The 26,005-nt window shown below is 60.2% G+C and carries 22 protein-coding genes; 7 read left to right on the forward strand and 15 right to left on the reverse strand.

Annotation, left to right across the window (positions count from 1 at the left end):
• Positions 1-222: 222 nt before the first annotated feature.
• From QZ377_RS00950 to queA, 6 genes are all read right to left on the reverse strand, one after another.
• Entirely contained in the window at positions 223-2,649 is a 2,427-nt protein-coding gene (locus QZ377_RS00950; RefSeq protein WP_291438697.1) for a methyl-accepting chemotaxis protein, read from the reverse strand.
• Between the two features lie 637 nt (positions 2,650-3,286).
• The gene (locus QZ377_RS00955) at positions 3,287-3,826 is read right to left on the reverse strand and encodes a 2-oxoacid:acceptor oxidoreductase family protein (RefSeq protein WP_291438700.1); all 540 of its coding nucleotides are present in this window, start codon (positions 3,824-3,826) and stop codon (positions 3,287-3,289) included.
• Positions 3,819-4,670: a thiamine pyrophosphate-dependent enzyme gene (locus QZ377_RS00960; RefSeq protein ID WP_291438702.1), complete on the reverse strand. Its 852-nt coding sequence runs from the start codon at positions 4,668-4,670 to the stop codon at positions 3,819-3,821. Before QZ377_RS00960 ends, QZ377_RS00955 begins: the two co-directional genes overlap by 8 nt.
• A gap of 2 nt (positions 4,671-4,672) precedes the next feature.
• Complete coding sequence (locus tag QZ377_RS00965; protein WP_291438703.1) at positions 4,673-5,782, reverse strand: 3-methyl-2-oxobutanoate dehydrogenase subunit VorB; 1,110 nt, start codon at positions 5,780-5,782, stop codon at positions 4,673-4,675.
• Positions 5,779-6,003, reverse strand: coding sequence for a ferredoxin family protein (locus QZ377_RS00970; protein ID WP_291438705.1), 225 nt, complete (start codon positions 6,001-6,003; stop codon positions 5,779-5,781). Before QZ377_RS00970 ends, QZ377_RS00965 begins: the two co-directional genes overlap by 4 nt.
• Positions 6,004-6,215: 212 nt before the next feature.
• Positions 6,216-7,313 (reverse strand): tRNA preQ1(34) S-adenosylmethionine ribosyltransferase-isomerase QueA, encoded by a 1,098-nt coding sequence (gene queA / locus QZ377_RS00975; RefSeq protein WP_291438707.1) that lies wholly within the window; start codon positions 7,311-7,313, stop codon positions 6,216-6,218.
• Between the two features lie 132 nt (positions 7,314-7,445).
• On the opposite strand from queA, the gene QZ377_RS00980 reads away from it, so the two are divergent.
• The 6 genes from QZ377_RS00980 (at position 7,446) to QZ377_RS01005 (ending at position 12,522) form a co-directional block, all read left to right on the forward strand.
• A complete protein-coding gene (locus QZ377_RS00980) occupies positions 7,446-8,060 on the forward strand; it encodes a hypothetical protein (protein ID WP_291438709.1) in 615 nt (204 codons plus the stop codon).
• Entirely contained in the window at positions 8,057-9,310 is a 1,254-nt protein-coding gene (coaBC, locus tag QZ377_RS00985; RefSeq protein WP_291438711.1) for a bifunctional phosphopantothenoylcysteine decarboxylase/phosphopantothenate--cysteine ligase CoaBC, read from the forward strand. The genes QZ377_RS00980 and coaBC overlap by 4 nt, the downstream gene beginning before the upstream one ends.
• Positions 9,292-10,215 (forward strand): hypothetical protein, encoded by a 924-nt coding sequence (locus tag QZ377_RS00990; protein ID WP_291438713.1) that lies wholly within the window; start codon positions 9,292-9,294, stop codon positions 10,213-10,215. Before coaBC ends, QZ377_RS00990 begins: the two co-directional genes overlap by 19 nt.
• A gap of 395 nt (positions 10,216-10,610) precedes the next feature.
• Entirely contained in the window at positions 10,611-10,994 is a 384-nt protein-coding gene (locus tag QZ377_RS00995) for a LysO family transporter (protein WP_291438715.1), read from the forward strand.
• The gene (locus tag QZ377_RS01000; protein WP_291438717.1) at positions 10,991-11,590 is read left to right on the forward strand and encodes a lysine exporter LysO family protein; all 600 of its coding nucleotides are present in this window, start codon (positions 10,991-10,993) and stop codon (positions 11,588-11,590) included. Before QZ377_RS00995 ends, QZ377_RS01000 begins: the two co-directional genes overlap by 4 nt.
• 239 nt (positions 11,591-11,829) lie before the next feature.
• Positions 11,830-12,522, forward strand: a complete 693-nt coding sequence (locus QZ377_RS01005; RefSeq protein WP_291438719.1) for a DVU0298 family protein — start codon at positions 11,830-11,832, stop codon at positions 12,520-12,522.
• A gap of 276 nt (positions 12,523-12,798) precedes the next feature.
• Here QZ377_RS01005 and QZ377_RS01010 read toward each other — a convergent pair whose 3' ends face one another.
• From QZ377_RS01010 to cysK, 3 genes are all read right to left on the reverse strand, one after another.
• Positions 12,799-14,082 carry a DUF4910 domain-containing protein gene (locus QZ377_RS01010; RefSeq protein WP_291438721.1) on the reverse strand — a complete coding sequence of 428 codons (1,284 nt, stop codon included), beginning with the start codon at positions 14,080-14,082 and terminating at the stop codon, positions 12,799-12,801.
• A gap of 702 nt (positions 14,083-14,784) precedes the next feature.
• A complete protein-coding gene (locus QZ377_RS01015; RefSeq protein WP_291438723.1) occupies positions 14,785-15,747 on the reverse strand; it encodes a chemotaxis protein in 963 nt (320 codons plus the stop codon).
• Positions 15,748-16,141: 394 nt separating this feature from the next.
• A complete protein-coding gene (gene cysK, locus QZ377_RS01020; protein ID WP_291438725.1) occupies positions 16,142-17,062 on the reverse strand; it encodes a cysteine synthase A in 921 nt (306 codons plus the stop codon).
• Between the two features lie 220 nt (positions 17,063-17,282).
• Here cysK and QZ377_RS01025 point away from each other — a divergent pair, with 220 nt between their 5' ends.
• Entirely contained in the window at positions 17,283-17,744 is a 462-nt protein-coding gene (locus QZ377_RS01025; protein ID WP_291438727.1) for a nuclear transport factor 2 family protein, read from the forward strand.
• A gap of 191 nt (positions 17,745-17,935) precedes the next feature.
• Here QZ377_RS01025 and lpdA read toward each other — a convergent pair whose 3' ends face one another.
• From lpdA to gap, 6 genes are all read right to left on the reverse strand, one after another.
• Complete coding sequence (lpdA, locus tag QZ377_RS01030) at positions 17,936-19,339, reverse strand: dihydrolipoyl dehydrogenase (protein WP_291438728.1); 1,404 nt, start codon at positions 19,337-19,339, stop codon at positions 17,936-17,938.
• Positions 19,340-19,510: 171 nt separating this feature from the next.
• Complete coding sequence (gene gcvH, locus QZ377_RS01035) at positions 19,511-19,903, reverse strand: glycine cleavage system protein GcvH (protein WP_291438731.1); 393 nt, start codon at positions 19,901-19,903, stop codon at positions 19,511-19,513.
• Positions 19,904-20,097: 194 nt separating this feature from the next.
• Complete coding sequence (locus QZ377_RS01040) at positions 20,098-20,559, reverse strand: OsmC family protein (protein ID WP_291438733.1); 462 nt, start codon at positions 20,557-20,559, stop codon at positions 20,098-20,100.
• A 12-nt stretch (positions 20,560-20,571) separates the two neighbouring features.
• Positions 20,572-22,167: a sodium:solute symporter family protein gene (locus tag QZ377_RS01045; RefSeq protein WP_291438735.1), complete on the reverse strand. Its 1,596-nt coding sequence runs from the start codon at positions 22,165-22,167 to the stop codon at positions 20,572-20,574.
• Positions 22,168-22,689: 522 nt separating this feature from the next.
• Positions 22,690-24,390 (reverse strand): sigma-54-dependent Fis family transcriptional regulator, encoded by a 1,701-nt coding sequence (locus QZ377_RS01050; protein ID WP_291438737.1) that lies wholly within the window; start codon positions 24,388-24,390, stop codon positions 22,690-22,692.
• Between the two features lie 455 nt (positions 24,391-24,845).
• Positions 24,846-25,862 carry a type I glyceraldehyde-3-phosphate dehydrogenase gene (gene gap, locus QZ377_RS01055; RefSeq protein ID WP_291438738.1) on the reverse strand — a complete coding sequence of 339 codons (1,017 nt, stop codon included), beginning with the start codon at positions 25,860-25,862 and terminating at the stop codon, positions 24,846-24,848.
• Positions 25,863-26,005 lie beyond the last annotated feature (143 nt).

Below are 26,005 nucleotides of genomic sequence, written 5' to 3' on the forward strand. Positions count from 1 at the left end.
TTCTCCCGTAACTGCGCAGAGGGCGGCGCGTGAACGGCTGAAGGCGTTGTGGCTTTGCCGTGGCCTGGTCCGGCCGGTGGGCAGGCCGGTACGCGGATTTGGTGCCTGGTATGCAGGCCCGGCGCCGGCGGCCTTGCCTGTGTTATCTGCCGGAACGGCTGCTCACCGGGGGCTGATGCGGTGCTGCGGGCAGAAGCCTCCGCCCGCAGCACCGGGTTAAGGTCAGGACAGTTTCATGGCTTTGAGCAGGGCGTCCAGCGTCTGCGAGAGCTGCTTCAGGTCGGAAACGGCCGTATTGGCGTCGCGCATGCCCTGGGCCGTCTTGATGCCGATTTCATTGATTTCGGTGACTGACCGGTTGATCTCGTCGCTGGTGGCGGATTGTTCTTCGCTGGCCGTCGCGATGGCGCGCACCTGGTCGGCGGTGGTGTCCACCATGCTGACGATTTCTTCCAGTGCCGTGCCGGACAGGGTGACAAAGGTCGTGGCCTCTTCAATGGACCTTGTGGAAGCGTCCACAGAGTTGACGCTCTGTCCGGCGCTGCTCTGGATGGCTGCAATGGCCCTGGCGACCTCGGTGGTGGAGGACATGGTTTTTTCAGCCAGCTTGCGCACCTCGTCAGCCACCACGGCAAAGCCGCGTCCCGCATCGCCAGCCCGGGCGGCCTCAATGGCGGCGTTGAGGGCCAGCAGGTTGGTCTGGTCTGCGATGTCGGATATGACGCTCATGATCTGGCTGATGTCGGCCGCGTTTCTGTTCAGGGTGTTCATGTCGTTTTTAAGCTGTAAAGACTGGCTTTGCACCGTCTGGATGCAATTGACGGACTTTCTTACGATTTCCGCGCCTTCCTGCGCTTTTTCCCGTGTACCCATGGCCATGTTGGCCGCCTGTTCGGCATTGCGCGCCACCTCAAGCACGGTGGAATTCATTTCTTCCATAGCGCTGGCGGTTTCGCCCACGCGCATGGCCTGCCGCTCCGCGCCCTGATCCGACAAGGCTATGATGTGCGCCAGCTCGTGGGAAGCTGCGGACAGCTTCGTACCCACTTCTTCCACCTCGCGGGCTACCTCCATCACCTGGCGCTGGGCCTGGAGCATCTGGGTCTGGTCGGTCATGAGCGCCAGCACGGCGTCGGAGCCGTAGGGCAGGGCCGTATAGAACATGTCAATGGTCGCGCCGTCGGAAGGGTGCGACACGGTGCTTGTGGTTTCCTTGCGGCCGCTGGCAAAGCACTGGTCCGCAGCGCAGCCCCCGGCGCAGGCGTCGGCCCTGAAATGGCCGGAGCAGGCCGTTCCGGTCATGCTTTCGGGGTTTTTGCCGCCAAACATTGCGGCTTCATTCAGGAACCGTATCTTTCTCTGCGCATCACGGATCATGATGGGAGAAGGTATCTTGTCGATAACTGCCAGCATGCTGCCCGCAAGGCCATTGATGGATTCGACGATTTTTTTAAAGTCGCCCCGGAATTCCGATTCGTTGATATTGCTGCGCAGGTAACCGGCGGCAACGCTGCCGACGGTCGCCGTTACCTGGGTGCGCATATTTTTGCAGGTATCCGTTATTCTGGAAAGGCCGGTGTGCAGTTGCAAAAGCTCGGCGGAAAATCTTTTTGCCGGGGGCAGGCAATCAAGGTCGCCGTTGGATATGGACGTGGTGCACTGCACCATCTGATGCAGAGGTTTGCGTATGCTCTGCACAATCCACAGGGCCAGCAGAAGCAGAACCGCGGTAATGGCCGCCCCGGCCAGCAGTACCTGCTTGAGGGCCGCGTTCATGTCCGCATTGACTTCACTTTCATTCATAAGGGCGATCATGCGCCAGCCCTGAAAACCCTTGTAAACGACAATACGTTTTTCAACACCGTCCAGCGCAAGCGTGCCTGTTCCCCCGGCGGCAAGCAGGTCCTGCAGGGCGGGTACGCCGCATTCGCTGATGTTGCGGTTGACCCAGGCCTTGTACTGGGGAGCGGCCAGAACCATGCCACTGTCTTCAAGCAGTATGACGGAGCCTGTCTGGCCGATTTTTATGCCCTCCACCATCGAAACAAGGGAGGAAAGGGTGATGTCGATATCAATGACGCCCAAGGGCCTGCCGTTCGCGTCGGAAATCTTTGCTGTAACAGCGCAGGCAGCCACCCCGTGCGCCGTGGTATAGGCAGAGCTTATGTTGGTGGCGCGGGAGCTTTCCATCTGCTGGCGGTACCATTTTTTTGTTCGCGGATCATGCCCCGCGGGCCAGGACGACAGGGGATATTCAAGAAAACCGCCGTCTTCAGCACCAAAGGTAACACTGCTGTAGTTGGCGTGGCTGTCTTTGACGAGCTGGAATATTTCGTCCGCCGTCCGGGCCTGCGGCGCCATGTCTGCTCTGGCAACCTGCTGCGGTTCACTGTTGTCTGTAAAAAGAGGAAGGTGCCCAAAAGGCTCGCGTATGGCTGGGGTGGATGCCAGCATGGCCGCGCTTTCCTGGGCCTGTTTGAAAAAAAGGGTGATATAGTCATTGGTGCTTGAGAGCGCGTGTTCCATATAGGCGTACGTACTACGCTCGTTCATTGTGTTCATTTTTCCGGTGACAATCAGCAGGGTACTGCCGATGCCCAGAATAATGGCGGCAAAAAAGGTCAGCAAAAATTTTGCGCGAATAGTCATATGGCAACGTCCTGTCGTTGTGCGTGGCCCCGGGGCGTTCGCAAGAAGCCGCCAGGGCTGTGCAGCGTTTTCCATACCGAAAGAGCCTGACAGCAGAGGCCAGGCTGACTGGAAAGCCGTTGAACGCCAAACTGGACCGGGCAGGGTGTATGCGCGTTACTTACAAGCAAGAATCGGGATGCCGAATGGGAACTTTATATCGATGTGCACGAAAATATACCGCACCTCAAGGGTTTGTGCATGCCCTGAAGCAGAAGCGCAGGATTCGGACATCTTGTGTATGCAATAAAATATATTTAATGGGCTGAATTTGTTTGCCAATAGAAAAGCAGAAGAAAAGCCGGGCCGTGACCGGCGGCGGTGCAGGTATTGTGCGGCGCGATGCGTTTTTATTGCGGCGTTCCGTTGTGCCGGCCAGCTACTCTGGCCCACTACTCTGGCAGGTATTCCGGTCCAGCCGGACACCCGCGCGGAAAAGAAAAAACATGATATGGCAGCAGAGTGCAAACATCCCCGCGCCGGGCCGTTCGTGCATGTAAGCAGGAACAGGCCGGCGCGGGGATATGGTAAGGTCATGCGGCAGCGGGGGCTGCGGGTACGGCAGAAGGCCGTTCCCGGCTTGCGCCTGCATTGGGGGTCAGGCGAAGTTGTAGCCCGCCTCCAGCGCTTTTTCGTTGATGGGAATAAGTTTGGCATAGTGGGGGCTGATCACGCGGCGCAGGGCGTCCTGCACCACGGCAGGCGGCAGCGCGCCCGTAGCCTTGAGCCATGCGCCCAGCGCCACCATATTGACCAGCTTGATGTTGCCCAGTTCGTGGGCCATGTCATTGGCCGGAATGTAGACCGTGCGCAGCGCGGTATCCACAAGGTCCTTGTTGACCAGGGATGCGTTGACCACCTGCACGCCGTCCTTGTGCAGGCGCGGCTGGAACTTTGCCAGCGAAGGCTCGTTGAGAATAATGGTGGACATCGGCTCGCGCACCAGCGGTGAGCCGATGGCGTGCGTATCCAGCACTACCGTGCAGTTGGCCGTGCCGCCGCGCATTTCCGCCCCGTATACGGGGATAAAGCTTACCTCAAGCCCGTGCTCCATACCGGCCTGGGCCAGCAGGTTGCCGATGAGCATGACTCCCTGACCGCCGAAACCGGCGATAATAACGTCCTGATACTTACTCACGGCCGTCCTCCTGGCTGTCCTGACGCACGTCTTCCGCCGTTGCGGCGGCAATGGACACATCCTTGTACACGCCCAGGGGAAAGACGGGAATCATTGCCTCGGCAATGCGCTTGTTGGCGGCGATGGGGTCCAGATGCCAGTTGGTGGGGCAGCCGGAGAGCAGCTCCACAAAGCCGAAGCCAAGTCCCTGCAACTGCACGTCGAAGGCCTTGCGCACGGCTTTTTTGGCGGCGCGCACGTGCTTGACGGAATCAAGGGCGCAACGGGCGGCATAAGCCACGCCGTCCAGTTGGGCCATTATTTCCGCCATGCGTATGGGGCCGCCTTCGTTGCCGATGTTTCGTCCCTGGCGGCTGGTGGTGGTTTTTTGTCCCACAAGCGTGGTGGGGGCCATTTGCCCGCCAGTCATGCCATATACGGTGTTATTGATGAAGATGGTGGTGATTTTTTCACCCCGGTTGGCGGCGTGCAGGGATTCGGCCATGCCGATGGCCGCCATGTCGCCATCACCCTGGTAGGTAAAGACCACAGATTCGGGCCGCGCGCGGCGCACGCCTGTGGCCACGGCGCAGGCGCGGCCGTGGGGGGCTTCAAGGCCGTCCACGTTGAAATAATCGTAGGTAAAGGTGGCGCAGCCCACCGCAGCCACCAGGATGGTGCGGTCCGCCACGCCAAGCTCGTGCAGCACTTCGCTCACCAGCCTGTGGGCAATGCCGTGATGGCAGCCGGGGCAATAGTGGGTGTGGCGCTCGTTGAGCACGGGATTTACATCAAAAACCAGCCGTTCGCCTTCCCGGGGAGTTGTGCAGTCCGGCCGCAGGGCTTCTGTTTGCTGTGCTGACATGGCTATTTCTCCTTGAGGGCCTGCAACATGGGTTCACGCAGGGCGTCCGCCCCGATGAACAGGCCGGGCATGATGCCGTGCCAGAGCACGGAGGACGCGCTTACACCGGGCTGGGCAAAAAGCGCCAGCCGCACGTCTTCCACCATCTGGCCCGTGTTCTGCTCCATAACGAGAAAACGTCTGCCCGGCGCGAGCGCCCGCAGGGCTTCTTCCGGAAAGGGAAAAAGCGTGATGGGGCGGAACAGGCCGATCTTGTGGCCTTCGGCGCGCAGTCGGCGTATGGCGCTGCGGGCGATGCGGCCGATGGAGCCGAAAGCCACCACCACAAGCTCGGCATCATCCACATCCACGCATTCCCATGCGCATTCAGCCTTCATGTCATCATATTTTTTCATGAGCAGGCGGTTGCGTTCGGCAAGTGCGCCCTCGGCAAGATAAACAGACTTGAGCAGCCGGGGCTGTGCGCCGTTGCCCCGCTTGCCGTAGCCTTCAAGCCGCCAGTCTTTTGTCATGGCGGCAAGGGCTTCGGGTGAAACCGCATCTGCCGGGGGAATACGCCGCACAGGTTCCTTTATCTGACCCACGATGGCGTCACCGAGCACCATGACCGGGTTGGCGTACCTGAAGGCCAGGGCAAAGGCGCGGAACATGAAGTCATAGCATTCCTGGGCTGTGGCCGGGGCCAGCACCAGGTTGCGGTGGTCGCCGTGGCCGCCGCCCTTGACGGCCTGAAAGTAGTCGCCCTGCGAAGGGCCGATGTCGCCAAGGCCCGGCCCGCCGCGCTGCATGTTGACCATGACTCCGGGTATATGGCTGCCCGCCATGTAGGAGATGCCCTCCTGCATGAGGGATATGCCGCAACTGGAGGAAGACGTGAGCGCCGGAATGCCACAGGCCGCGGCGCCCAGCAGCATGTTGACCGCGGCGACCTCGCTTTCCGCCTGCACAAACTGCCCGCCGTGTTCCGGCAGAAGCGAAGAAAGCACTTCGGGAATTTCGTTCTGTGGTGTGATGGGATAGCCGAAATAGCAGCGGCAGCCTGCATCAACAGCACCGAAGGCCACGGCCTCATTGCCCTTGATGAGTATGCGTTCCGAGGAATTCTGGCTCATGCCTCGCCCCCTTTCTTTCCGGCGCTTTTGAAAACACGGATGGCCACATCCGGGCACATGACTGCACAGGAAGCGCATCCCGTGCACTGCCCGTCCATCTCCATGACTTCATACCCCTGGCGGTTAAACCGGCCCGATGGCCGCAGAATATGTACAGGACAGGCTTCCACACACAGGCGGCAGCCCTTGCAGCGTTCTTCCAGAAACACGATTCGTGACATGTGTACTCCTTGGGGGGCCTTGCCCGCCTGGGGGGAGGAAAACAGGCCCCTTGCGGGCAGCCTGTTCCGTGGGGCCTGCCTTCAAGGCCCCTTCCGTGCCCCGGCATGCCCAGCAGGACCATCCCGCAAGGGCGCACCGGCCACGAGCCGCCCGCAGGTTACGCATGCCCGGAAGCGGCGTGCGGAGTACGGACGGCGCGAGGCAAGGGGCGTCAGCGGATCAGCATGGCATCCCCGTATGAAAAGAATCTGTAGTTGTTGGCAATGGCCTCGGCATAGGCGCCGAGCACACGCTTGCGCCCGGCAAAGGCCGAGACCAGCATGAGCAGTGAGGATTCCGGCAGGTGAAAATTGGTCACAAGCCCGTCCGCCACGCGGAAGGGCCTGCCGGGATACAGGAAAATATCCGTCCAGCCGGTATAGGGCTGCACGCGGCCGCAAAGCTCCGCCACGCCTTCGAGGGTCCGCAGGCTGGTGGTTCCCACGGCAATGACCGGCCTTTTTTCTTCCCTGGCCCTGGCGATTGCCAGGGCCGTGGCTTCGGGTATTTCTATATATTCGCGGTGCATGCGGTGGCTGCGTATGTCGCTGCTGCGCACTGGGCTGAACGTGCCGTAGCCTACGTACAATGTTACTTCCGCCCACTCAAAGCCTTTTGCCGCCAGCCGCTCGCGCAGGGACGGCGTAAAGTGCAGCCCGGCCGTGGGTGCGGCCACAGATCCGGTTTTGTCCTGGCGGGAATAGACGGTCTGGTAGCGGCTCAGGTCGTCTTCGGCATCGGGCCGCTTGATGTAGGGCGGCAGGGGAATATGCCCCGTGGCCGCAAAGGCCGCTGTAAGGTCTCCCGTCCAGCTCAGGCGCACGCGCCGCTGCCCGAAGGGACCGGATTCCAGTACGGTTACGCCTATACCCGCGCCGAAGCCAAAACTTTCGCCTTCGCGGATGCTGCCGCCGGAGCGCACAAGACCCTCGGCCTCGGCATACAGGCCGCCGTTTTTATCGGCCTTGGCCCGCTCGATCACAAGAGGCAGGGGAGTGAGCAATAAAAATTCCACCTTGCCGCCTGTGGAGCGCGTGCCAAGAAGGCGCGCCTGTAATACCCGGGAGTTGTTGGCAATCAGCAACGCCCCCTCGGGCAGGCAGTCCGGCAGGTCACAAAAATTTTTATGGCGCAGGGTGAGTTCGCCGCTGCGCGGCATGATCAGAAGCCGCGAGCCGCCCCGTTCTTCAGACGGAAACTGGGCGACCTGCTCCTGCGGTAGGTCGAAACGATAGCTTTGCAGTAAGAAATCAGCTTCCTCGATATGCATGACGTACAGGTCCCGGTTATGATGTTCCCGCCCCTTGCATGTCTGCCGCTCTTGTCAGGGCAGGGCGTTGAGGCTAGGGTGACGTGATTGCTCCCCTTGGCATATGACGAGTGGGAGGGAAGGAGTATAGCCATGCGGCGGCCTCTTGTCATCCTTGTGTTACTGGCAATTCTCGCAACAGTTCAGGGTTGCGCCTCCATTGGGCTGGAAAATCCTTTTTCCAACGACCCTCTGACAGGCGGCACCGATGCGTCCACAAGCCAGCTGCTCGGCGTACCTGTGCCTGCGGGCATGCAGCGGTACGCCTCTCACGGTTTTCAGGACTTTGGCCCCGGCGGCGGGCGGCAGGGGCTTGAGGTGCTGCGCGGCCAGGTCAACACGGCTTTTGCGGCCCAGATCATGTACTCCGGTCTACAGGCTCAGGGCTGGCAGCTTCGCCTGGCCCTGCGCAAGGGCGCGCGGGCGGTCTACGTGTACGACCGGGGCGCGGCCATGGCTGTGCTGGCCTTTGAAAGCCAGGCTGTACTGACCATCATGAATATCTGGACAGGCGACCGCCTGCCCGATGGCGCGCCCCTGCCCATGCAGGATGCGGCTGATGCGGCCGTTGCGCCCCCTGCCGGAGATTCCGGCGGGTTCGGGGATTCCGGCGGCATGAATACCGCCCCCCAGGGTGGACATGGCGGGGGCAGTTATGGAGGCGGCAACTATGGCGCCGGGGGCGGCCTGCAGGAGCGTAACCTATGAGTGACCAGAAAAGCGGATTGAAAACGCCCTTTGACCACAGCACGCGTTTTGCACAAAAACGTCTGCATCTTGGTGTATGCGGTTCCGTGGCCTGCTATCGGGCTGCGGATCTTCTGCGGGCCTGGCGCGGCATGGGCATGCATGTTTCGGCCACGCTCACGCCTGGCGCGCGCCGTTTTGTAACGCCCATGCTTTTTGAGTCGCTGGGCGCGGCCCCTGTTTATGAAGATATGTTCAGCCAGGGGCAGGAAATTTTCGCCCACCTTGAGCCGGGGCAGTACGCTCACGCCATGGTGGTGGCCCCGGCCTCGGCTGATGCGCTTTTTCGTCTGGCCCACGGGGCCGCCGGCGACATGCTGGCAGCCCAGGCGCTCGCCTTTGACGGCCCCCTTGTCATTGCCCCGGCCATGAATCCGCGTATGTGGGCTCATGCGGCCACCAGGGCCAATGTGGCGCTTTTGCGCGAGCGCGGGGCGCATATTGTGGCCCCGGCCTGCGGCGGCACGGCCTGCGGTGATGAAGGCGAGGGCAGGCTGGCCCCCCTGCATGATATTTTTCTGGCGGCGCTCAAGGCGCTCAGCCCGCAGGATATGGCGGGCAGGCGGGTGATGGTTACCCTTGGCCCCACCCGTGAGGGCTGGGACGGCGTGCGCTTCTGGTCCAATCCTTCCAGCGGGCTTATGGGGGCGGCGCTGGCCGTCTGCGCATGGCTGCGCGGGGCGGAGGTGACGGCAGTGTGCGGGCCGGGGGTGCGCGTGCGCATGCCCCAGGGCATTGCCCGGCGCGATGTGGTCGGCGCGCGGGATATGTTTGCCGTGGCCACGGCCCTGTGGCCGCAGATGGATGTGGGCATGTTCACCGCTGCTGTGGCGGATTTTTCGCCCAAACCCCTGGGCGCGCGCAAATTTAAAAAAGCCGAAGCCCCGCATGGCTTCAGCCTGGATTTTTTGCCCAATCCCGATATTTTACAGAGTCTTGCGGAGCAGCGCGTGCGGGGCCAGAAAATTCTGGCCTTTGCCGCCGAAACCGCGCCGGATATGAACGCCCTGCTGCCTCTGGCCCACGCCAAGATCACGCGAAAAAAAGCCGATCTTCTGGCGGCCAACAGGGTCAACAGCGCAGACAGCGGCTTTGCCTCGCCCACCAACAGCATGGTTGTGGTGGATGCCAACGGCCGTGAAGAAATCTGGCCCACCCAGAGCAAGGCCGATGTGGCCTGGGAGTTGTGTTCGTGGCTTTTGCGCATGTAAATCCGCTCACCGCCCTGTGGCAGCGCCGCGGCCTTTCCTGCCTGCTCATGCCCGAAGGCTTTGACGCCTTTGCGCCGCGCCGTGCCGAAAGCGCGGCAACACCGCCCGTGCGCAGCAGGGAAGAGCAGCCCCGTTACGGCAGTGCGGCCCGTCAGCCCGCCCATGCCCAAGGTGTGCAGGGCGGGGCAAAAGCGCCTGGCAGCCCGGACAGGCAGAGCAGGCCCGAAGGTCAGGGCAGCAGCTTCCGGCAAGCCGCCGCGCCTTCCCGCGGGCAGGGCGCGCCGCCGTCACCGGTGCAGGAGCAGGGCAGCGGCCATCGCCCCGCGCCCGTCCCGGCAGAAGGCGGGCAGAGCGCACAACCTTCCGGCAGCCGCCTGTGGAAGCCTCTGACCCCAGACCTCTGGCCCACGCCCTGGCGCAGGCAGCTTGAAAAGACGCGCCCCGGCCTTGTGCTGTGGACCTACTGGAATCTCGGCCTTGACCTGTGCAACGCTCAGGCCGAAGGGCAGATGGAGCGCCGGGGCTTTTTGCAGAAACTGCTTCAGGATCTGGCCCACCCGGCCGGTACGCACACGTTCTGGCCCGCCAGCCTGCCTGACGAGGGCGGCGCGGAACCTGCCGTACCGCCAGCCGTGCCGGCTGCGCGTGAAGACGGCCTTGCCCCCCATGCCGACGCGTTCTGGTCCGGGGCTTCGCGCCTGGGCGCGCGTGGCGTTGTGGTTATGGGTTCTGCGGCGGTAAAGGCGCTGGGTTTGCCCTCGGGTCTGCGTCCCTTGCAACAGGCGCGCTACAGGGGCCATATGGTGTGGGTGCTGTGGGATGTGGATTACATGCAGCGCGAGGACCAGCGCTATGCCTCCATGCTGGCCTTTTTGCGGCAGGCTTTGCGGCAGGTGACACGCTAGGCCGTGTGCCAGTGAAAAAAGGCATCCGATGCGGGAGCGTGGTTGCCGTTTGCAATGCTTTTGCTGCCCTCATTGAGGCCTTTTTGTGTGGCGGACGGCAGCGGGCCTGTCATGTCCTGTCAGGGGCTGGCAGGTTCCGGCAGGGGCTGTGCTCCTTCGGAATCCCCTGCGCATTCCTCCGGCTCACTCCCCAGGTATTCAAGTGCATGGCAATTGCGAGATATGCGCGACGTTCGCTGCGGGGGCCTGTTCGCCTTGCCCGGCGATTTCTTTTCGCGCCGAGCAATGACATCAGCCAACATGTTTTGACTGGTTGGGGGCTTGGTCCGGCGTGCATGCCGGGGCGGCTGCTTTGGTTCTGTCGTGTGGGATATGGGCGGTTTTTCGGAGGCTTCGTGTTCATCGCCATCGGTTTGATGTTTCTGGGCATGCTGGCCGGTTTTCTGCTGCGCGGCAGGCGAGTGGCCTCGGTGCTTTCACGCTGTGTGACTCCCGCCATTGTGCTGCTGCTCTTTGCCCTTGGTATTTCTGTGGGCGGCAACAGTACCCTGATGGGCGCGCTGCCGGAACTGGGCAGCGCAGCCATGCTGCTGACCCTGTTCGGCGTGGGCGGCTCTCTTGTGTGCGTTCTGTGTATACGCCGCTTTTTCCGGCAGCCTCCGGAACCCGAGGCGCTGAAAAGATTTTGCGCAAGTGACGGCACGGAAAAACCCTGTTCCGCGCATTCCACCACCCCTGCCGCTTCCGCTGGTATCGGGCGGGATGGCCCGCACTCATGAAAGGCAGCCTGCTGATCCTTTTCTTTTTTGGTGCTGGTGTTTTGCTGGCCCGGCTGGGTTTTGTTCCCGACTATTTCATAGAGCATGACATGACGCTCTATGTGCTGTGGGCGCTTATGCTGCTGGTGGGCGTATCAATGGGGGCCGACAGACGGCTCGGCGAGATGCTGCGTACACTGCGCCCCCGCGTGCTGCTGCTGCCCCTTGCCACCACCGTGGGAACATTCGCAGGTACAGCCCTTGCCAGTTTTTTCCTGGTGTACAGCGCGGCGGAATGCATGGCTGTGGGCGCGGGTTTTGCCTATTACTCGCTCTCGTCCATTTTCATTACCCAGTACAAGGGGCCGGAGCTGGGAACCATCGCCCTTATCAGCAATATAGCCCGTGAACTGATTACCCTGCTTTTTACGCCGCTGCTGGTGCGCTTTATGGGGCCTACGGCAGCCATAAGCTGCGGCGGGGCCTCCACGCTGGACACCACCCTGCCCGTCATTACCCGGTATGCGGGCAACCAGTGGATATTCATATCCATTGTGCATGCGCTGGTACTGGATTTCAGCGTGCCTTTCTGGGTGACATTTTTTTGCAGCATCTAGAGTATTTCACACGTGAAATGCTTTACAAGTATTTGTCTCCAGCTCCTTGTCGCCAAATGACTGCAGGGCGGCCTTGCCGGCCGTCAAGCAAGCATTTGAAGCATTAACTGCTTCCAGGGGGCGCCGGTTCCATTGCCGCAGGCCGTGCAAAAAATGGTTCGGACGTGCCGCCTTGCCAGAACCGTAAAAAACTATAACTATATACACGGAGCCGGAATACAGCCCCTGGAGGATATGTCATGGCCCGTATGCGCTCAGCCAAACAAAAATTGAAGGAATGTATCAACAGCCCCCAATGGCGCGACCATCTGGACGAGATCGCCCAGGGGGGCCTTGAAAACGTCGGTCCGCTTTTTTCTTTTCTGCTGCTCGGGCCGCAGACCATGCACCGCGCCGCCGTGGCTCTGGGGCTGGTAACGGCCCGCCTGGCCGAAAAGCAGCCCGAAGTCGCAAAAAATATCATTCGCCGCCTCATGTGGCATCTGAATGAAGAATCCGGCAATATCGGCTGGGGCATCCCCGATGCCTTTGGCGAAATTCTCGCCGCCAGCCCCTCGCTTGCCAAGGATTTTCACCGCATTCTCATTTCCTACATCATTGATCTCGGCTACGACGACAACTTTTGTGATCACGACATCCTGCGGCGCTCCTGCTACTGGAGCATAGGCCGTCTGGCGCAGGCGCGGCCCGAGCTGTGCCTTGGCGCGCGCAAATGGCTGCTCAAGGGGCTTGAGGATCAGGACGTCATCTGCCGTGGCATGGCGGCCTGGGCCTTGAGCCAACTGCCCCCGGACCTGATGGATGCCCCGGCCCTGCGGCGTCTGGCCGATGCCGGGCATGATGAAATGTGTGAACTTTTTGACGGCAACGACGTGTACGAAAAAAACGTCAGCCAGATAGCCGAGGAGGCTCTGGGCAGACTTTCTGCCTGAGCTTGACAACAGCAGGTGATTGGGGGCGTACCGGCAGCCCGGAGCGTTGCCTTGCTTTTTCGGGCTTGCAGGATACGTCGAAGCTGTGCGTGCCGGAGCTGCGCGTACCGGAGACGTGTGTGCCGGAAATGCGCGGCAGAGACGCCGCGCTGACAGCCCATAGGCGGGTGGCGACACAAATACAACGGCGTACGCGTAGTTTGCCTGCGTGGCGTCATAGCGAAACAGACGGCGTATGCCCGTTGAGAAAACCTGTTCTCAACGGGCATACGCTTTTTACGTTAAGCTTTCATTTTTTCTGCATATGACGCCCTGTTCCTCAAGCTGGCGCATGACAGAAGCGCAGCGAAAAATATCCGCGCCTACGGTTTCCGCTTCTTCCAGCAGGCTCATGCTGCCGTCGGCATAGGCCAGCAGGTCCATCATGAGGTCCACCTGCTCGGTACAGGAATACCGGGTGCTCAGTGTGGGGTAGAGCCCGCGCCTGCCCAGTTGCGGCTCGCACAGCACACGGCACTGGTATGTAACGTCTTCTTCAAGCGTTTCAAGTATCTTGCGCATGATCTCAAAGCCGCCCTGAAGGCCTTTTTCCGTTACCAGAGAGCAGTCGTCCAACGAGGTGTGGTACTCGGGAAAGGCGTGGTATTTTGTGCGCATGACGCTGCACAGGGGCAGGTCAATGCCGGGCGAGCAGTACTGGCGCTCATCGCTGCCTCTGTCATGAAAGGTGTAGCGCACAAAGTCCGGGGCAAAGTGCCGCAATACATGCAGCGCTGCCCTGTCGGCCAGGGTGTTTCCCTTGCGGCTGGGCACATAGGAGTAGGCGCGGTCGTCGCCCAGGCAGGTAAGGTTAAAGCCGGCCGCCACACGCTGGCGCAGCATCTGGTGATTCTTGCTCAGATAAGTGATGGCCCCGATGGTTTCAGGCACAAACACAATGCGGTAGGTATAGCGGCGCGGCGCGCTTTGCAGCCAGCGGGCCAGAGCGGTAGCCACCACCGGGCCGGAAAGCTCGTTATTTGCCATGGATGGATGGCAGACATAGGTGGACAGAAATATTTCTTTTTCGCTTTGCCCCGGCAGCACAAACTCTCCATAGGAAAGATACCCCGGCTCCAGAGAAGCACGTATGACCGCATGATATGTGCCGGGTTTGAGCTTTTGGCGCACGCTGTGCTTGAGGCAGAAACCCCAGCGCCTGGCGTAGTAGGACGTTACGTAGGGTATGGCTTCGGGCAGGTCAGGCCGGGAATGGAGGTGCTCCTGCAGATCGTCCAGCGACAGGCGGATGTCTACAGGCTCGGAATACCCGACCACGTGCAGGTTGCAGTGGGTAAAGTCTGCAATGACTTCACCATCCGGACCGGTAAGCCGTGCCTCGGTGATGTTCCATTCATCCGGTACGGTCCAGTCGAAAACCGGTGTGCCGGAAGGCACTTCATGCAGTTGCAGGGCGGGCAGCTCTTCCTTGAGTATGGAAAGAGTCTGCCGGACGCCATTGCCCGTAATGCTGCGGCATATGGGAAAAAGCCGCTGTAGAAAACTGTGCAGATTTGGCATGGGAAAGCCCCTGTGCGCCTCTTGCCCGCCCAAGCAGGGCGGACGTGAAAGATACAGAAAGAAGAACAGCCTTTACGGCCGGCACATACTGGCATGGCGCTAACGGCATCTTCCCTCCTGCACAGGTGGCGGCTTGTTTGCCGCCCTGGCGCGGCGTTGGCCCCCGTCCGGAACCTTTCTCCCGCGCTTTTCCCCATAGTTGTTTCCGGCAAGGGCATGCCGGCGGCAGCAGGCATTGCGGCCCGCTCCGGCAGATCATGCCCCGGAGATCCGGCGGGCGGGAACAGATGTTCCCGCGTTCGCGTATCCTCCCGTCATACAGGACTATACGGGGCATACGGAAGCAAAAAGGACGCCTCTTGTCCAGCACTGTTTGCAGCCGTGACCGGCCCCGGGCAGATTTTTTTTATAACAATCTTTTTATGTTGATGTTTTTATTTTTCGAAGACGGAGGCCCTGTGATGGTACTGGGCAGACGGGCGTGAACAAAAAAGCGGCGGGAATATCCCGCCGCCGGAAAGCTCGTGGAAGAGCAGATTTTTACATTTTTGTTTTTTGTTGCGGCCAGCCCGGCCCATGTCTGGCCCATGTCTGGCCCATGCCCGGCCCATGCCCGGGGAGATGCAAGGCGCATCACGCCGGGCGCATGTGCCTGCAAGGCGGGCCTTTGGCAAGGGCGGCAGTGTGCGTCAGTCGCGCGTGTCAGCTTTGGGCGGCGTTTTGCTGCTCCCAGGCCACGGTGATAAGCTCATACAGCTTTTTTGAGAGCGCCTTGAGGTCCGGCTTGGTGTACTGGGCATCCGCCCCCACCAGCGCACACTTTCTGGCAAGGCTGTCATTGATCATGGATGAAAAAATGGCTACCGGCAGCTTTTTGAGCACCGGATCTTCCTTGATGCGCTTGCACAGGGCAAGGCCATCCATGGCGGGCATTTCTATGTCGGTGATAATGCCCTGCAAAAAGTCTGAAACGGGTCTGTCCTCGGCCTCGCAGCGGTTGCGCACGCTTTGCAGATAGTCCCAGGCTTCCTGCCCGTTGACGCGCTGCTCCACCTTGAAGCGGCCTTCCTTGTTGAGCAGGTCAAGCAACAGGCTGCGTATGCTGCTGGAGTCGTCCACATGCAGGATCTTGTAGGTCTTGCCGTCGGGCGCGGCCATATCCGAAGCGTCAAAGCGCAGGGCCATGGCCGGGTGCAGTTCCGCCACAATGGCTTCCAGATCCAGCAGAAAAATGACGCGCTCTTCCAGCCGTACCACACCGGTTACGGAGCTGCGGCTCATGTTCTGCAAAAACTGGCCGGGGGCCTCCACATCTGTCCAGCTCAGCCGGTAGATGCGGTTGACGCCGGAAACCAGAAAGCCTGTGCATACCCCGTTGAATTCCGTTACGATAACCTTGGCGTCTTCGTTGGTGATGGGGGCATTACCCAGAAAACAGGCCATGTCGATAAGCGGCACAATGCGGCCGTTGCGGTGCAGAAATGCTCCCAGCAAGGCTTTGTGGCGCATTTCAGGCATGGCTGTGACCGGTTGGCGCCGGCCTATCTCAACCACTTTGGCCACGTTAAGCCCGTAATGCGCTTCGTAGCCGTCCTGATTGACATAGAACTCAACGATTTCAAGCTCATTGGTGCCGGTTTCAAGCAATATGTTGGTCTGCGCCATGAAAGGTACTCCATTGGGCGGGCGGGCCGCCGTGAGATGCCGCATGCCGGGGCTTGGGGCCGAAACGCTCTCGGTTCTGCACTGCTTATCGGCCGGGATAAAAAAAGTATTTAGGGCAAAGCGTCATTCCCGCTGTTTATGCAGAAGAAATGCCTTGATGGTAGAATGTTGCAACTTTTTCAGAAAATAAAACACTGTGTTGCGCCACGCTCGGAAAATGGCGCAGTACAAAAGACTGCCGCTCCCTGCCGCGTAACAGCAGGCGGCTCTCTGTACTCCTGCGGGGCAGCATTGCTGCCCCGCAGGGAAATGCCGGTTGCACTGCGGGCCGGTTTCGGGGCGGCCTTTGCAACCGCACCGGGCAAACGGCCTACGGTGTCTCTGGCGGCCCGGCTCAGGCCTGGGTCATGTCGGTAAACAGCCTGGTGGACATATACCGCTCGCCCGTATCGCAGGCAAAAGTAACAATGTTTTTGCCTGCCATCTCCGGGCGTGCCGCCACCTGCAGGGCGGCGCGCACATTGGCTCCGGTGGATATGCCCGTCACAATGCCCTGACGCATGAGCAGGCGCGCCGTATCCAGTGCTTCTTCGCCGTCGGCCAGCAGGACTTCGTCCAGCAGCGAACGGTCGAGAATGGCAGGAATAAAGCCCGCGCCAATGCCCTGAATAAGGTGCGGCGATGCTTTGCCGCCCGAGATTACGGGAGAGGCCGCGGGTTCAACGGCAATGACCTTGAAGCCGGGTATGCGCTCTTTAAGAAAGCGCCCCGCGCCCGTGATGGATGAGCCGGAACCCACGCCAGCCACCAGCACGTCCATTTTACCCACGCTGTCGCTGTAAATTTCCGGCCCGGTGGTTTTGTAATGAGCCTGCACCGCCTCGGGGTTGGTGAACTGGCCGGGGATAAATCCCCCCTGTTCGTCTGCTATGCGGCGGGCTTCTTCCACTGCTCCGGTCATGCCTTTGGCCGCGGGGGTGAGCACCAGTTCCGCGCCAAGGCCTTTGAGCAGGTTGCGTCTTTCAAGGCTCATGGATTCGGGCATGGCGAGCACGCAGCGCAGGCCGCGCACGGCAGAAACCAGGGCTATGCCTATACCCATGTTGCCGCTGGTGGCTTCCACCACCAGGCCGCCCGGTTCAAGCTCGCCCCATTGAAGGGCGTTTTCAATGAGGTGAAATGCCACGCGGTCTTTGATGGAGCCGCCGGGGTTACGGTTTTCAAGTTTGAGCCAGACCGTACCGGGCATGTCTTTTGAAAGATCAAGACGTAGCATGGGCGTATTGCCGATGGCCTGAAGAATATTGGTGAGCATGGCGCGAACACCTCGTAATGTGGTGGAGAAATTCCCGAAAGTCCTGAGGGTGGTAGGGGAAGCTTTACAATGAACGCATTTTGCTTAACAGTTGAAAGAAGAGAATAGAGGAAAGCGCGTCAGTTGGCAAATTGGCCGCCGGAAGCACGGCGGAAAGATCTGCAACGGCGCACCGGATTGCCGCCGCACTGACGGCCCAGCATAACGACGGAGGACCCCAATGAAACTTCTGAAAGCGGCTTCGCTTATCTGCGCTCTGGTTTTTTGCCTTTCCGCCGGTACGGCGCAGGCCAAGGCCGACAGCGTGGCCCTGTACACCGAAGCGGTCATGACCGGAGACATTCCGGCCCTTGAGACCCTGCTGGCTCCCAATTACTGGAATATCGCCGCCAACGGGCATATCGAAGACAAGGAACACTTTATCCAGTCCATAAAAAGCAAGGAGCTGGTGGTCGACCGCCTTACCATCCTCAATGCGCGTACTGCCCTGATCGGCGGCGCGCAGCTTGTGACGGGCAACGGGTATTTCAAGGGTACGTCCGTGCCTCCCCAGCCCGAGGGACTTATGCGCTTTACCCTGGTACTGGTGAAAAACCAGGGCCGTGAACAGGTGGTGCTGTTCCAGGCCACGCCTGTGGTTCCCAGCACGGACTGCAAGGACGGCAACTGCAAAATCCAATAACTTACGAAACCGCTGCTTTTTGAGCCAATGCCCCGGTTCCGGCCAGCCGCGCTGATACGGCAGGGTTGAGCAGCCCCGGCGGCAACAGGCAAACGTCCGGCTTTTCCCGCAACAAGGCAGGAAAAGCCGGACGTGTTTTTGTAATCAGTAAGGCCTGTCAGAGCAACTGACAGCAAAAATGCGCCAGAATGCTAGGGCCGCGCGGCCTTGTGGCAAAGCTCGTAAAAACCTTCGGCCAGGGTGGGGTGGGCGTGAATGGTGTGTGCCACATCGTCAACCTTGGCCCCCAGGCGGATTGCCAGCCCGGCCTCGGCTACAAGGTCCGTGGCGTGCGGCCCGCAAAGGTGAGCGCCAAGAATGGTATTGTTTTCAGCATGGGCCACCAGTTTGAATACCCCGGCAATTTCTCCCATGGCGTGGGCCTTGCCAAGCTCTCTTACCTGCAAAAGCGTGCAGCGGACAGGCAGCCCGGCAGCTTGGGCCTGTTCTTCAGAAAGGCCCACGCAGCCGATTTCAGGCGTGGTGAAAATGGCCGAAGGCACAACGCTGTAGTCGCAGGGGGCGGGAGAATCAAGGTGGGCCACCACATGCTCGGCTTCGGCAGAGGCCATGTGGGCCAGCATGATTTTTTCCGGGCCGAGAACATCACCGATGGCAAACACGCCGGGAACAGAGGTTTGCAGGCAGTCATCCACCTCAATCCAGCCGCGCGGCGTCACGGCAATGCCCGCTTCGTCAAGGCCGAGCCCTTCAGTGTTGGGCACGCGCCCCACGGTGACAAAAACCGACTCCACGTCCAGCATGGCCGCTTCAGCCGGGGCATCGCCCTTGGGCCGCGAGGGGCTTACGGCAAGTTTTGCCACGCCCTGTTCCACAGTGGCGGCGCTGACGGTTTTGCCAAGCTCCACCCGTATGCCCGCTTTTTTCATTTCGCGCAGCAGCAGCTTACTCATTTCAGCATCCACCGAGGGGATGGGCAGCAGGCGGTCCTGCCCTTCAATAACAGTGACCTGTGCGCCGAACGAGCGGAAAATGCAGGCCATTTCGCAACCGATAACGCCGCCGCCCACAATGGCGATGCTGGCAGGCACATGCTCCAGGGCAAGGGCGTCATCACTGTTGAGGATGTGCTTGTGATCGGCAGGCAGGGAGGGCAGGTCAAGCGGGCGCGAGCCGGTAGCGATGATCACGTTGTCGCTTTCCACAAGCACAGTGCCTTCCTGGGTGTTCACGGCCACTTCCCTGGCGCTGACAACCCGGCCGCGTCCGCGCACAATGGTGATCTTGAGGCTGGCGCAGGTTTTTTCAAGGCCGGTGGTCAGAAGGCCGATGACGGTTTTTTTGCGCGCCAGCAGGTCGGGCATGGATATGGCGGCATCAGCGTTGCCGGTGATGGCGTAGTTGCCCATGTGGCGTATTTTTTCAAGGGCATCGGCCGAGCTTTTGAAGGTCTTGGTGGGGATGCAGCCCGTGTGCAGGCAGGTGCCGCCCACGGCCGCGCTTTCCACAAGGGTCACGCTGTGCCCGGCGCGGGCCGCCGCAAAGGCCGCCATATGGCCGCCGGGGCCACTGCCGATGATGGTCAGTTTTTTCATATCGTTACCTCGTGCTGGCTTGCGCAGGTTTTATGAGGCCAGGGCTTTTTTGCCCGGGGAGTGCATCACGCCGGGGCGTTGTTTCCAGTGGCATACCATAAGGGAGCGCGCCTGTCGTCAGGCCCCGTATTCCCTTGTCCGTGGCGGAAAATGATCTGTTTGTAAACAGCCTCAGGCCTGTGACTTCAGGTGGGCCCGGTATTCTTCGGCGGAGAGCAGCGGCACGGTATTGTCGCCTTCCTTGCGCAGGCGCAGGATCCAGCCCTGACCGTAACAGTCGTTGTTGACGAGATCCGGCTTGCTTTCAAGCTCGGTGTTGACAGCTTCGATCACGCCGGAAACAGGCGAAAACAGCGCGCTGACGGATTTCATTGATTCCACGGAGCCGAATTCTTTTCCCGCCTCAACGGCGCTGCCAACAGCGGGCATGTCCACGTAGACCACTTCTTCAAGCTGTGCCTGGGCAAAGTCTGAAATGCCCACGGTAAGGCCCTGGGCGTCTTCGCGCAGCCAGATGTGCTCGTCGGTATAGGAAAGGTCTTCGGGCAAGGTGTAGCTGGACATGGGTTCTCCTCATTATCGGGTGTGAAAAACCGCCGCGCCTCCCGTAGTGTGGGGCGCGGCGGCGGTCCTGGCAGGGCGGGGTGTGTCAACCTGGCATGCGTTGCGGCGGCAGGGGCGTGATCTGCTCGCCTGACGGGAACTTGCGGGGTCGTGGCATGGCCGTCCTCTCAGGGTAGTGGTGTTTGCACTGCCGGCTATTGCGGGGCAGCCTCTCCATCCTGCAAGGGATAGTTGTAACGCTGTCCGTTGAGTACGAAGCTGTAGTTTATCTTGCTGCTGGCCTTGAGCATGTTGGCCACAGAGCAGTATTTTACAGCGCCAAGCTCAAAGGCGCGCACGAACCTCTCAAGACTGATTCCGGTGCCTTCAACAGTGTACTCCACATTGATCTCGGTAAAGATCTGCGGGATTTCTTCACGCCGCACGGCATCGGCCGTGATGCTGAAGCTTGTGTATTCCAGACGCATCTTGTTCATGGCATGGCCCACTTCAATGCCGGTGCAGCCAGCCAGGGAAATGAGCAGCATTTCCATGGGCCGCACGCCCTGATTGTTGCCGCCGTAGATGGCTGAGGCATCCATAGTCAGGCTGTGGCCGTCGGAGTCCTTGCCCTCAAAAATCATGTTCCCTTTCCATTCCACATTAATCTTTGCCATGATGCAAAATCCTTATATCATAGAGGGTTGTTGGCGTTCAGTGCTGAAGATAAGGGCCACCCACGCGCAGAGCACAACGAGGAAGGCAGTCATGCCCCAAAGGCCTGTCTGGTAGAACCACGATCCGGCCGCCATAAGGGCGACAGCCAGCACGAGGGCAAGGCCGATGGAGACATTGCGCAGCGCCTTGAGGCCGCCGGCGGGGCTTATGAAGTACCAGCCCTTTTCGGCCAGCGAAACCACGGTCATGCCAATGATGTTGGCGGCCATGGCCACCCATACGGGATGGATCTTGAGGTAAAAGCTGCCCACGGCCCAGCCGCCAAGCCAGTTCCAGATGAGGCCCGCGCCGCAACCCGCGATAAGGGCCGTCAGCGAGCCGCGCGGTGTGGCCACGGTCCAGAACAGGGCTGCCACCATGGGGGCAAAGGTCGCGCCGTTACGGGCGGTCCAGGCAAAGATATTCCACCATGCGGCCTGTTCGGAACGCAGGTAGCCAAAGAGAATCATAAGGCAGGTGAGGGCCAGCAGCGAAAGACGGGTAAGCTTGACAAGCTTGGCATCGCTGGCGTCAGGCCAGATAGCCGAACCCACGTCGCGGCCGAGGCTGGTTGCGCCGGAGAACTGGCAGGGAGCACCCCAGCCAAGAGCGCAGGCCCAGATGCCCAGGGTGAACAGACCCACCATGGGGCCAGGCAGGGTTTCCATCAGGTAGATGGGTACAGCCACGAGGCCGCGCGCGTTGCCGGGGGTAACAATGGCCGCCGCAGCGCCCACAAGCACACCCATGGCGATGAAGATGACGTTAAAGCCGCCGGCGATCAGCAGGCCCTTGCGGCCTTCGTCAGCGGTCTTGCACGAAAGGGCCATCTGAAAGGCGGCCTGGGCCAGAAGCACGTTGATCAAGAACGTGCCGAACCACGCCAGAATGGTCTGCAGGCCCACGCTGGTAAGGTCGCCGTACTTGGCGTCTGTGGTCAGCAGGGTAGCCACGGCGTCAAAACCGGGATTGATTGCGATGGCGTAAATTGCCACGGCAAACATGATCATGAAAACAAAGAAGTTGGCAGTCTGCGTCATGGCTACGGACCACATGCCGCCCGCACTCAGGAAGACATACATGAGCGCCGCTGTGATAACCACGGCGAGCAGCATGTCCATGCCGGTGATGGCGTTGATGCACGAGGCGAAAGCCAGGGCCGTGGCAACGGACCACATCGGAAAGGTAATGGCCGTGATGCCCCCGGCAATGCCCTTGGCGGCCCTGCCGTACTTGTCGCCGATAAGGCCGGATATCGTAACCATCATGCGTTTGCGGAAGGGGCCGATAAGCACCAGCGCAATGATAAGCACGTGGGTAAGTTCCGCCACGCCGTACCACAGGGCGGAAATACCCGTGAGGTAGGACAGTTCAAGAATGGCGATATAGGTGGAGCCCGAAAACAGGCCGGTAATGCAGAAGGCGACGGTCCAGCGGCTGAACTTGCGCCCCCCCACAAAGAAATCTTCGCCAGCCTGGGCCTTCTTTTTGGCTATCTGGCTCATGACAATGAGCAGAAGCGTATAGGCCAGGGCCAGGCCGAACATCCAAATGGCCGAAGAAGTCATAAATTACTCCTCATGCTTCCTTAAATTTCACGCCGCCACAGGCGGGCGCGCCCCCAATACGTTGACTGAACGGCCGTTTTTCCAGGTATCCGTACGGCCTGACGGTGTGCCGACATGTCGGCCTGCCGACCTGGCATCCTCTCTCGATCCCTGTTCCTCCGCCGCCGGCGGCAGGGGAACGTAGTGCTTTGCGTATTCGGCCATGCCGAAAGACATAGGCCCTATAGCAAAGATTGTTCCAAAAAGTTTTTACAGTAAAAACATGCTGTTGTATTAATTATAAAAGAGTAGGCAGGGGCAGGAGCCTGAAAAGGCCTGTGCTTGTGCATTTGCGTAACATTGCGCAATATAAGGATATGATATTTTGAGGACGCAAAGGCGCAGCCTGGAGGGAGTGGTTCGATAACGAACCACGTGGTTCATAAATGAACCACAGTCTCTTTTTCACAACATGCAGGCATTCAGAAAGCAGATATGGCGCAGAAGGGGGGATGTGGGCGGGAGTCTGCTTTCCAGAGTGGTTTAATTTTGAACCACCAGGTCGTGTTCCCGCATCTTGCGCAAGAGGGTTGCGTGCGAGATGCCCAGCGCCCGGGCCGCAGCCCGTATGCTCACGGTATTGCGCAAGGCGTTTTCAACGCATTGTTTTTCAAAATGGCGCATCTGCTCCCGCATGGGCGCGTTGACGGGCGGGGCTACGGAGCCATTGGGGCGAACGATGCTCTCCCACACGGGCGCGCGGCTGCCCGATGACAGGCTGGCGATGGTTAGCCGCTCCATAAAATTGGCAAGCTCGCGCACGTTGCCGGGCCAGGAGTAAGCTTGCAGCATTTCTTCTTCCGCCGGGCTGAGGCTGCAGGCGCAGGAATACTTTTTGCTGAAGCAGGAAAGAAAGTGCTGGGCCAGGGGCAGAATGTCCTCGCGTCGTTCGCGCAGGGGCGGCACGGCAAGTGGGATGACGTTGAGGCGGTAATAGAGGTCCTCGCGAAAGGTGTTTTCGCGTACCATCTTGAGCAGGTTCCTGTTGGTCATGGCGATGATGCGCACATCCAGCCTGACGGGCTTGCGCCCGCCAATACGGTAAATGACGCCCTCCTGCAGGGCGCGCAGCAGCTTGACCTGCAAGGTAAGATCCATTTCGCCCACTTCGTCCAGCATGAGCGTGCCTTCGTGGGCAACCTCCAGCATGCCCGCACGGGCGGCATTGGCCCCGGTGAAGCTGCCTTTTTCGTAGCCGAAAAGCTCCGCCTCCTGCAGGTGCTGGGGGATGGTGCCGCAGTTTATCTGCACCAGCGGGCCGTTGCGCCGCTTGCTGTGGTTGTGGATGTGCATGGCCACAACCTCTTTGCCCGCCCCTGTTTCACCGGTGATGAGCACGGTGGAGTCCACGCCTCCAAGGCGGGCGGCCTCGTCCAGCAGGCGCAGCATGGCGGGGTTGTGGGCGATGGTTCTGGTTCCCTTGAGGCTGGCTTCCTGAAAGGCCGCCAGCTTGCGGCGGCTGTTTTCGGCTTCTTCCTGAAGGCGGGTAATTTCCGTCATATCCTGGGCGGACAACACGCAGCGGAAGAGGCGCTGGTCCGCGTCAAAGATGGGCGTGGTGGAAAAAATCACCTGTTTGCCGTTGCAGTCTTCAAGCAGGGTGCTGGCGCTTTTGCGTGAGTGCAGGGTTTTTTTGAGCAGTTCGGCCACAGCCTTCATGGCCGGGCTGTCCGGTTGGTTGATGGTGTCGCAATCCGGCAGGAGAAAGCGGATTTTATCGTTGGTATACAGGGCCTTGCCGTTGGTATCGAAAATGATGATGCCGTCCGTGGCGCAGTTGATGACCGCGCTCAGCTCCCGGTTATGGCAGTCGGCGCTACAGAATGCATTGTAGATTTTATGGATGAGTTCTTTCTTGGTCAGCACGCCCACAAGCCTGTCGTCGTGGTCGAGTACCAGCATTCTGTCGATGGGCATACTGCAGGCCATGCCGAAGGTGGCATCGTTGCGTATGCTCACAAGGTCCACATCCATAACTTCGCTGATGGGCGTTTCAAAAGACTTGCCCGACCGTATGGCCTGCACAAGGCGGAATATGGTCAGAATGCCGCGCACCTTTTTGCTTTCGTCCAGAATGGGTACGCAATTGACTCCGTGGCGCTCATAAACGGGCAGCGCGTCCTTGAGCAGATGCCCGGGCGTCAGGGTTTCGGGATTGTCGTGCATGACTTGTTCAACAAGCATACTTTCTTCGGGCAGTGCGGGCATGGAATGTCTCGGGGTTTTATGACCGGTGCGGCGTCAGCTGCGCTGCACCGGCATTGCCGGGCGTGTGGAACAGTTGGCCCGGATGTATGCAAGGCTGTTTTTCTATGCAGAGTCTGTCAGTGGGCAGGCTGTCAGCCGCCGGACGCGATTCCGGCTCTGCATGCCCGGCAAAGGGGGGACACAGTGGTGTGTCGCGGCTGTGCGTGGCGGCAGCCGCAGTATCTAGTTAGGTACTGCCGGGCTGTTGGCAATAGCCTGCCCGGGACAGCTTCATATTTTTTACGGGAGCGGGCAGGCGCGGAAAAACCTTGTCGGCCGCGTCTGCGCAAGGCAGACACGACCGACAGGAAACGCGGCGCTACGCGGCAGAGCTTTTTTGTTGCGCGGCGCGGCCTGGCAACGCCGCGCGGAGCAGAAAAGCTGAACCGGCCCTACAGGCCTTTTTCGGCCATGAGGCAGGCAAGGTCGCACACGCGGCAGGAGTAACCCCACTCGTTGTCGTACCATGCCACCAGCTTGACCATCTTGCCGTCCTGCACCGTGGTGTAGGAGGCCTCAAGAATGGACGAAGCCGGATTGCCCTTGAAATCCATTGAAACCAGCGCCTTGTCATTATATTCAAGAATGCCCTTGAGGTAGGTCTCAGAGGCTTCCTTGAGTTTGCCCAGCAGGGTTTCGGTGTCGGTTTCTTTTTCCAGAATGCCGGTAAAGTCCACCACGGACACCGTGGGCGTGGGTACGCGCAGCGAATAGCCGCTGAACTTGCCCTTCAGTTCGGGAATGACCTTGGCAACGGCCTGGGCGGCCCCTGTGGACGTGGGAATGATATTGCAGGCTGCGGCACGGGCGCGGCGCGGGTCCTTGTGGGCCATGTCCAGAATGCGCTGGTCGTTGGTGTAGGAGTGGATGGTGGTCATGTTGCCGATCTGGATGCCGAATTCCTTTTGCAGCACCAGGGCCACGGGAGCCAGGCAGTTGGTGGTGCAGGAGGCGTTGGACACGATGTGGTGTTTGGCCGGATCGTATTCCTGATGGTTCACGCCCATGACAATGGTGATGTCTTCTTCCTTGGCGGGAGCGGTGATGATGACCTTTTTCGCGCCGTTTTCAATATGCACCGAGCACTGTGAAGCCTTACGGAAAATACCCGTGCTCTCCACAACAATATCCACGCCGTACTGGCCCCAGGTAAGCTGTTTGGGGTCACGTTCGGCAAAGCAGTGCACTTTCCAGTCGCCCACGGTCACTTCCGTGCCGTCTATTTTGACGTCCATATGCGCGCGGCCGTAAACCGAGTCGTATTCCAGCAGGTGAAAGTTGGTTTCGGCGTCAAAGAGGTCATTAATGGCTACCACTTCCACACGGTCGCGGTAGTGCTGGTACAGAGCGCGGAAAACCTGCCTGCCGATGCGGCCGAAGCCGTTGATGCCTATTCTGATCTTGCTCATATGCGAAATCCTCATGCTGTTGAGGGAAATGTCGTATGCCGCCGTGCGCTTTTCAGACGGAGCAGGCCTGCTTCCGGCGCATGGAGCGTTTTTTGGGGGCGCAGGGGCCGTTATGGTATCCGGGCAGAAGCGCCGCGCGCTGC

Origin of the sequence: Desulfovibrio sp., from assembly GCF_019424165.1 — a bacterium.
Taxonomy (GTDB): domain Bacteria; phylum Desulfobacterota; class Desulfovibrionia; order Desulfovibrionales; family Desulfovibrionaceae; genus Desulfovibrio.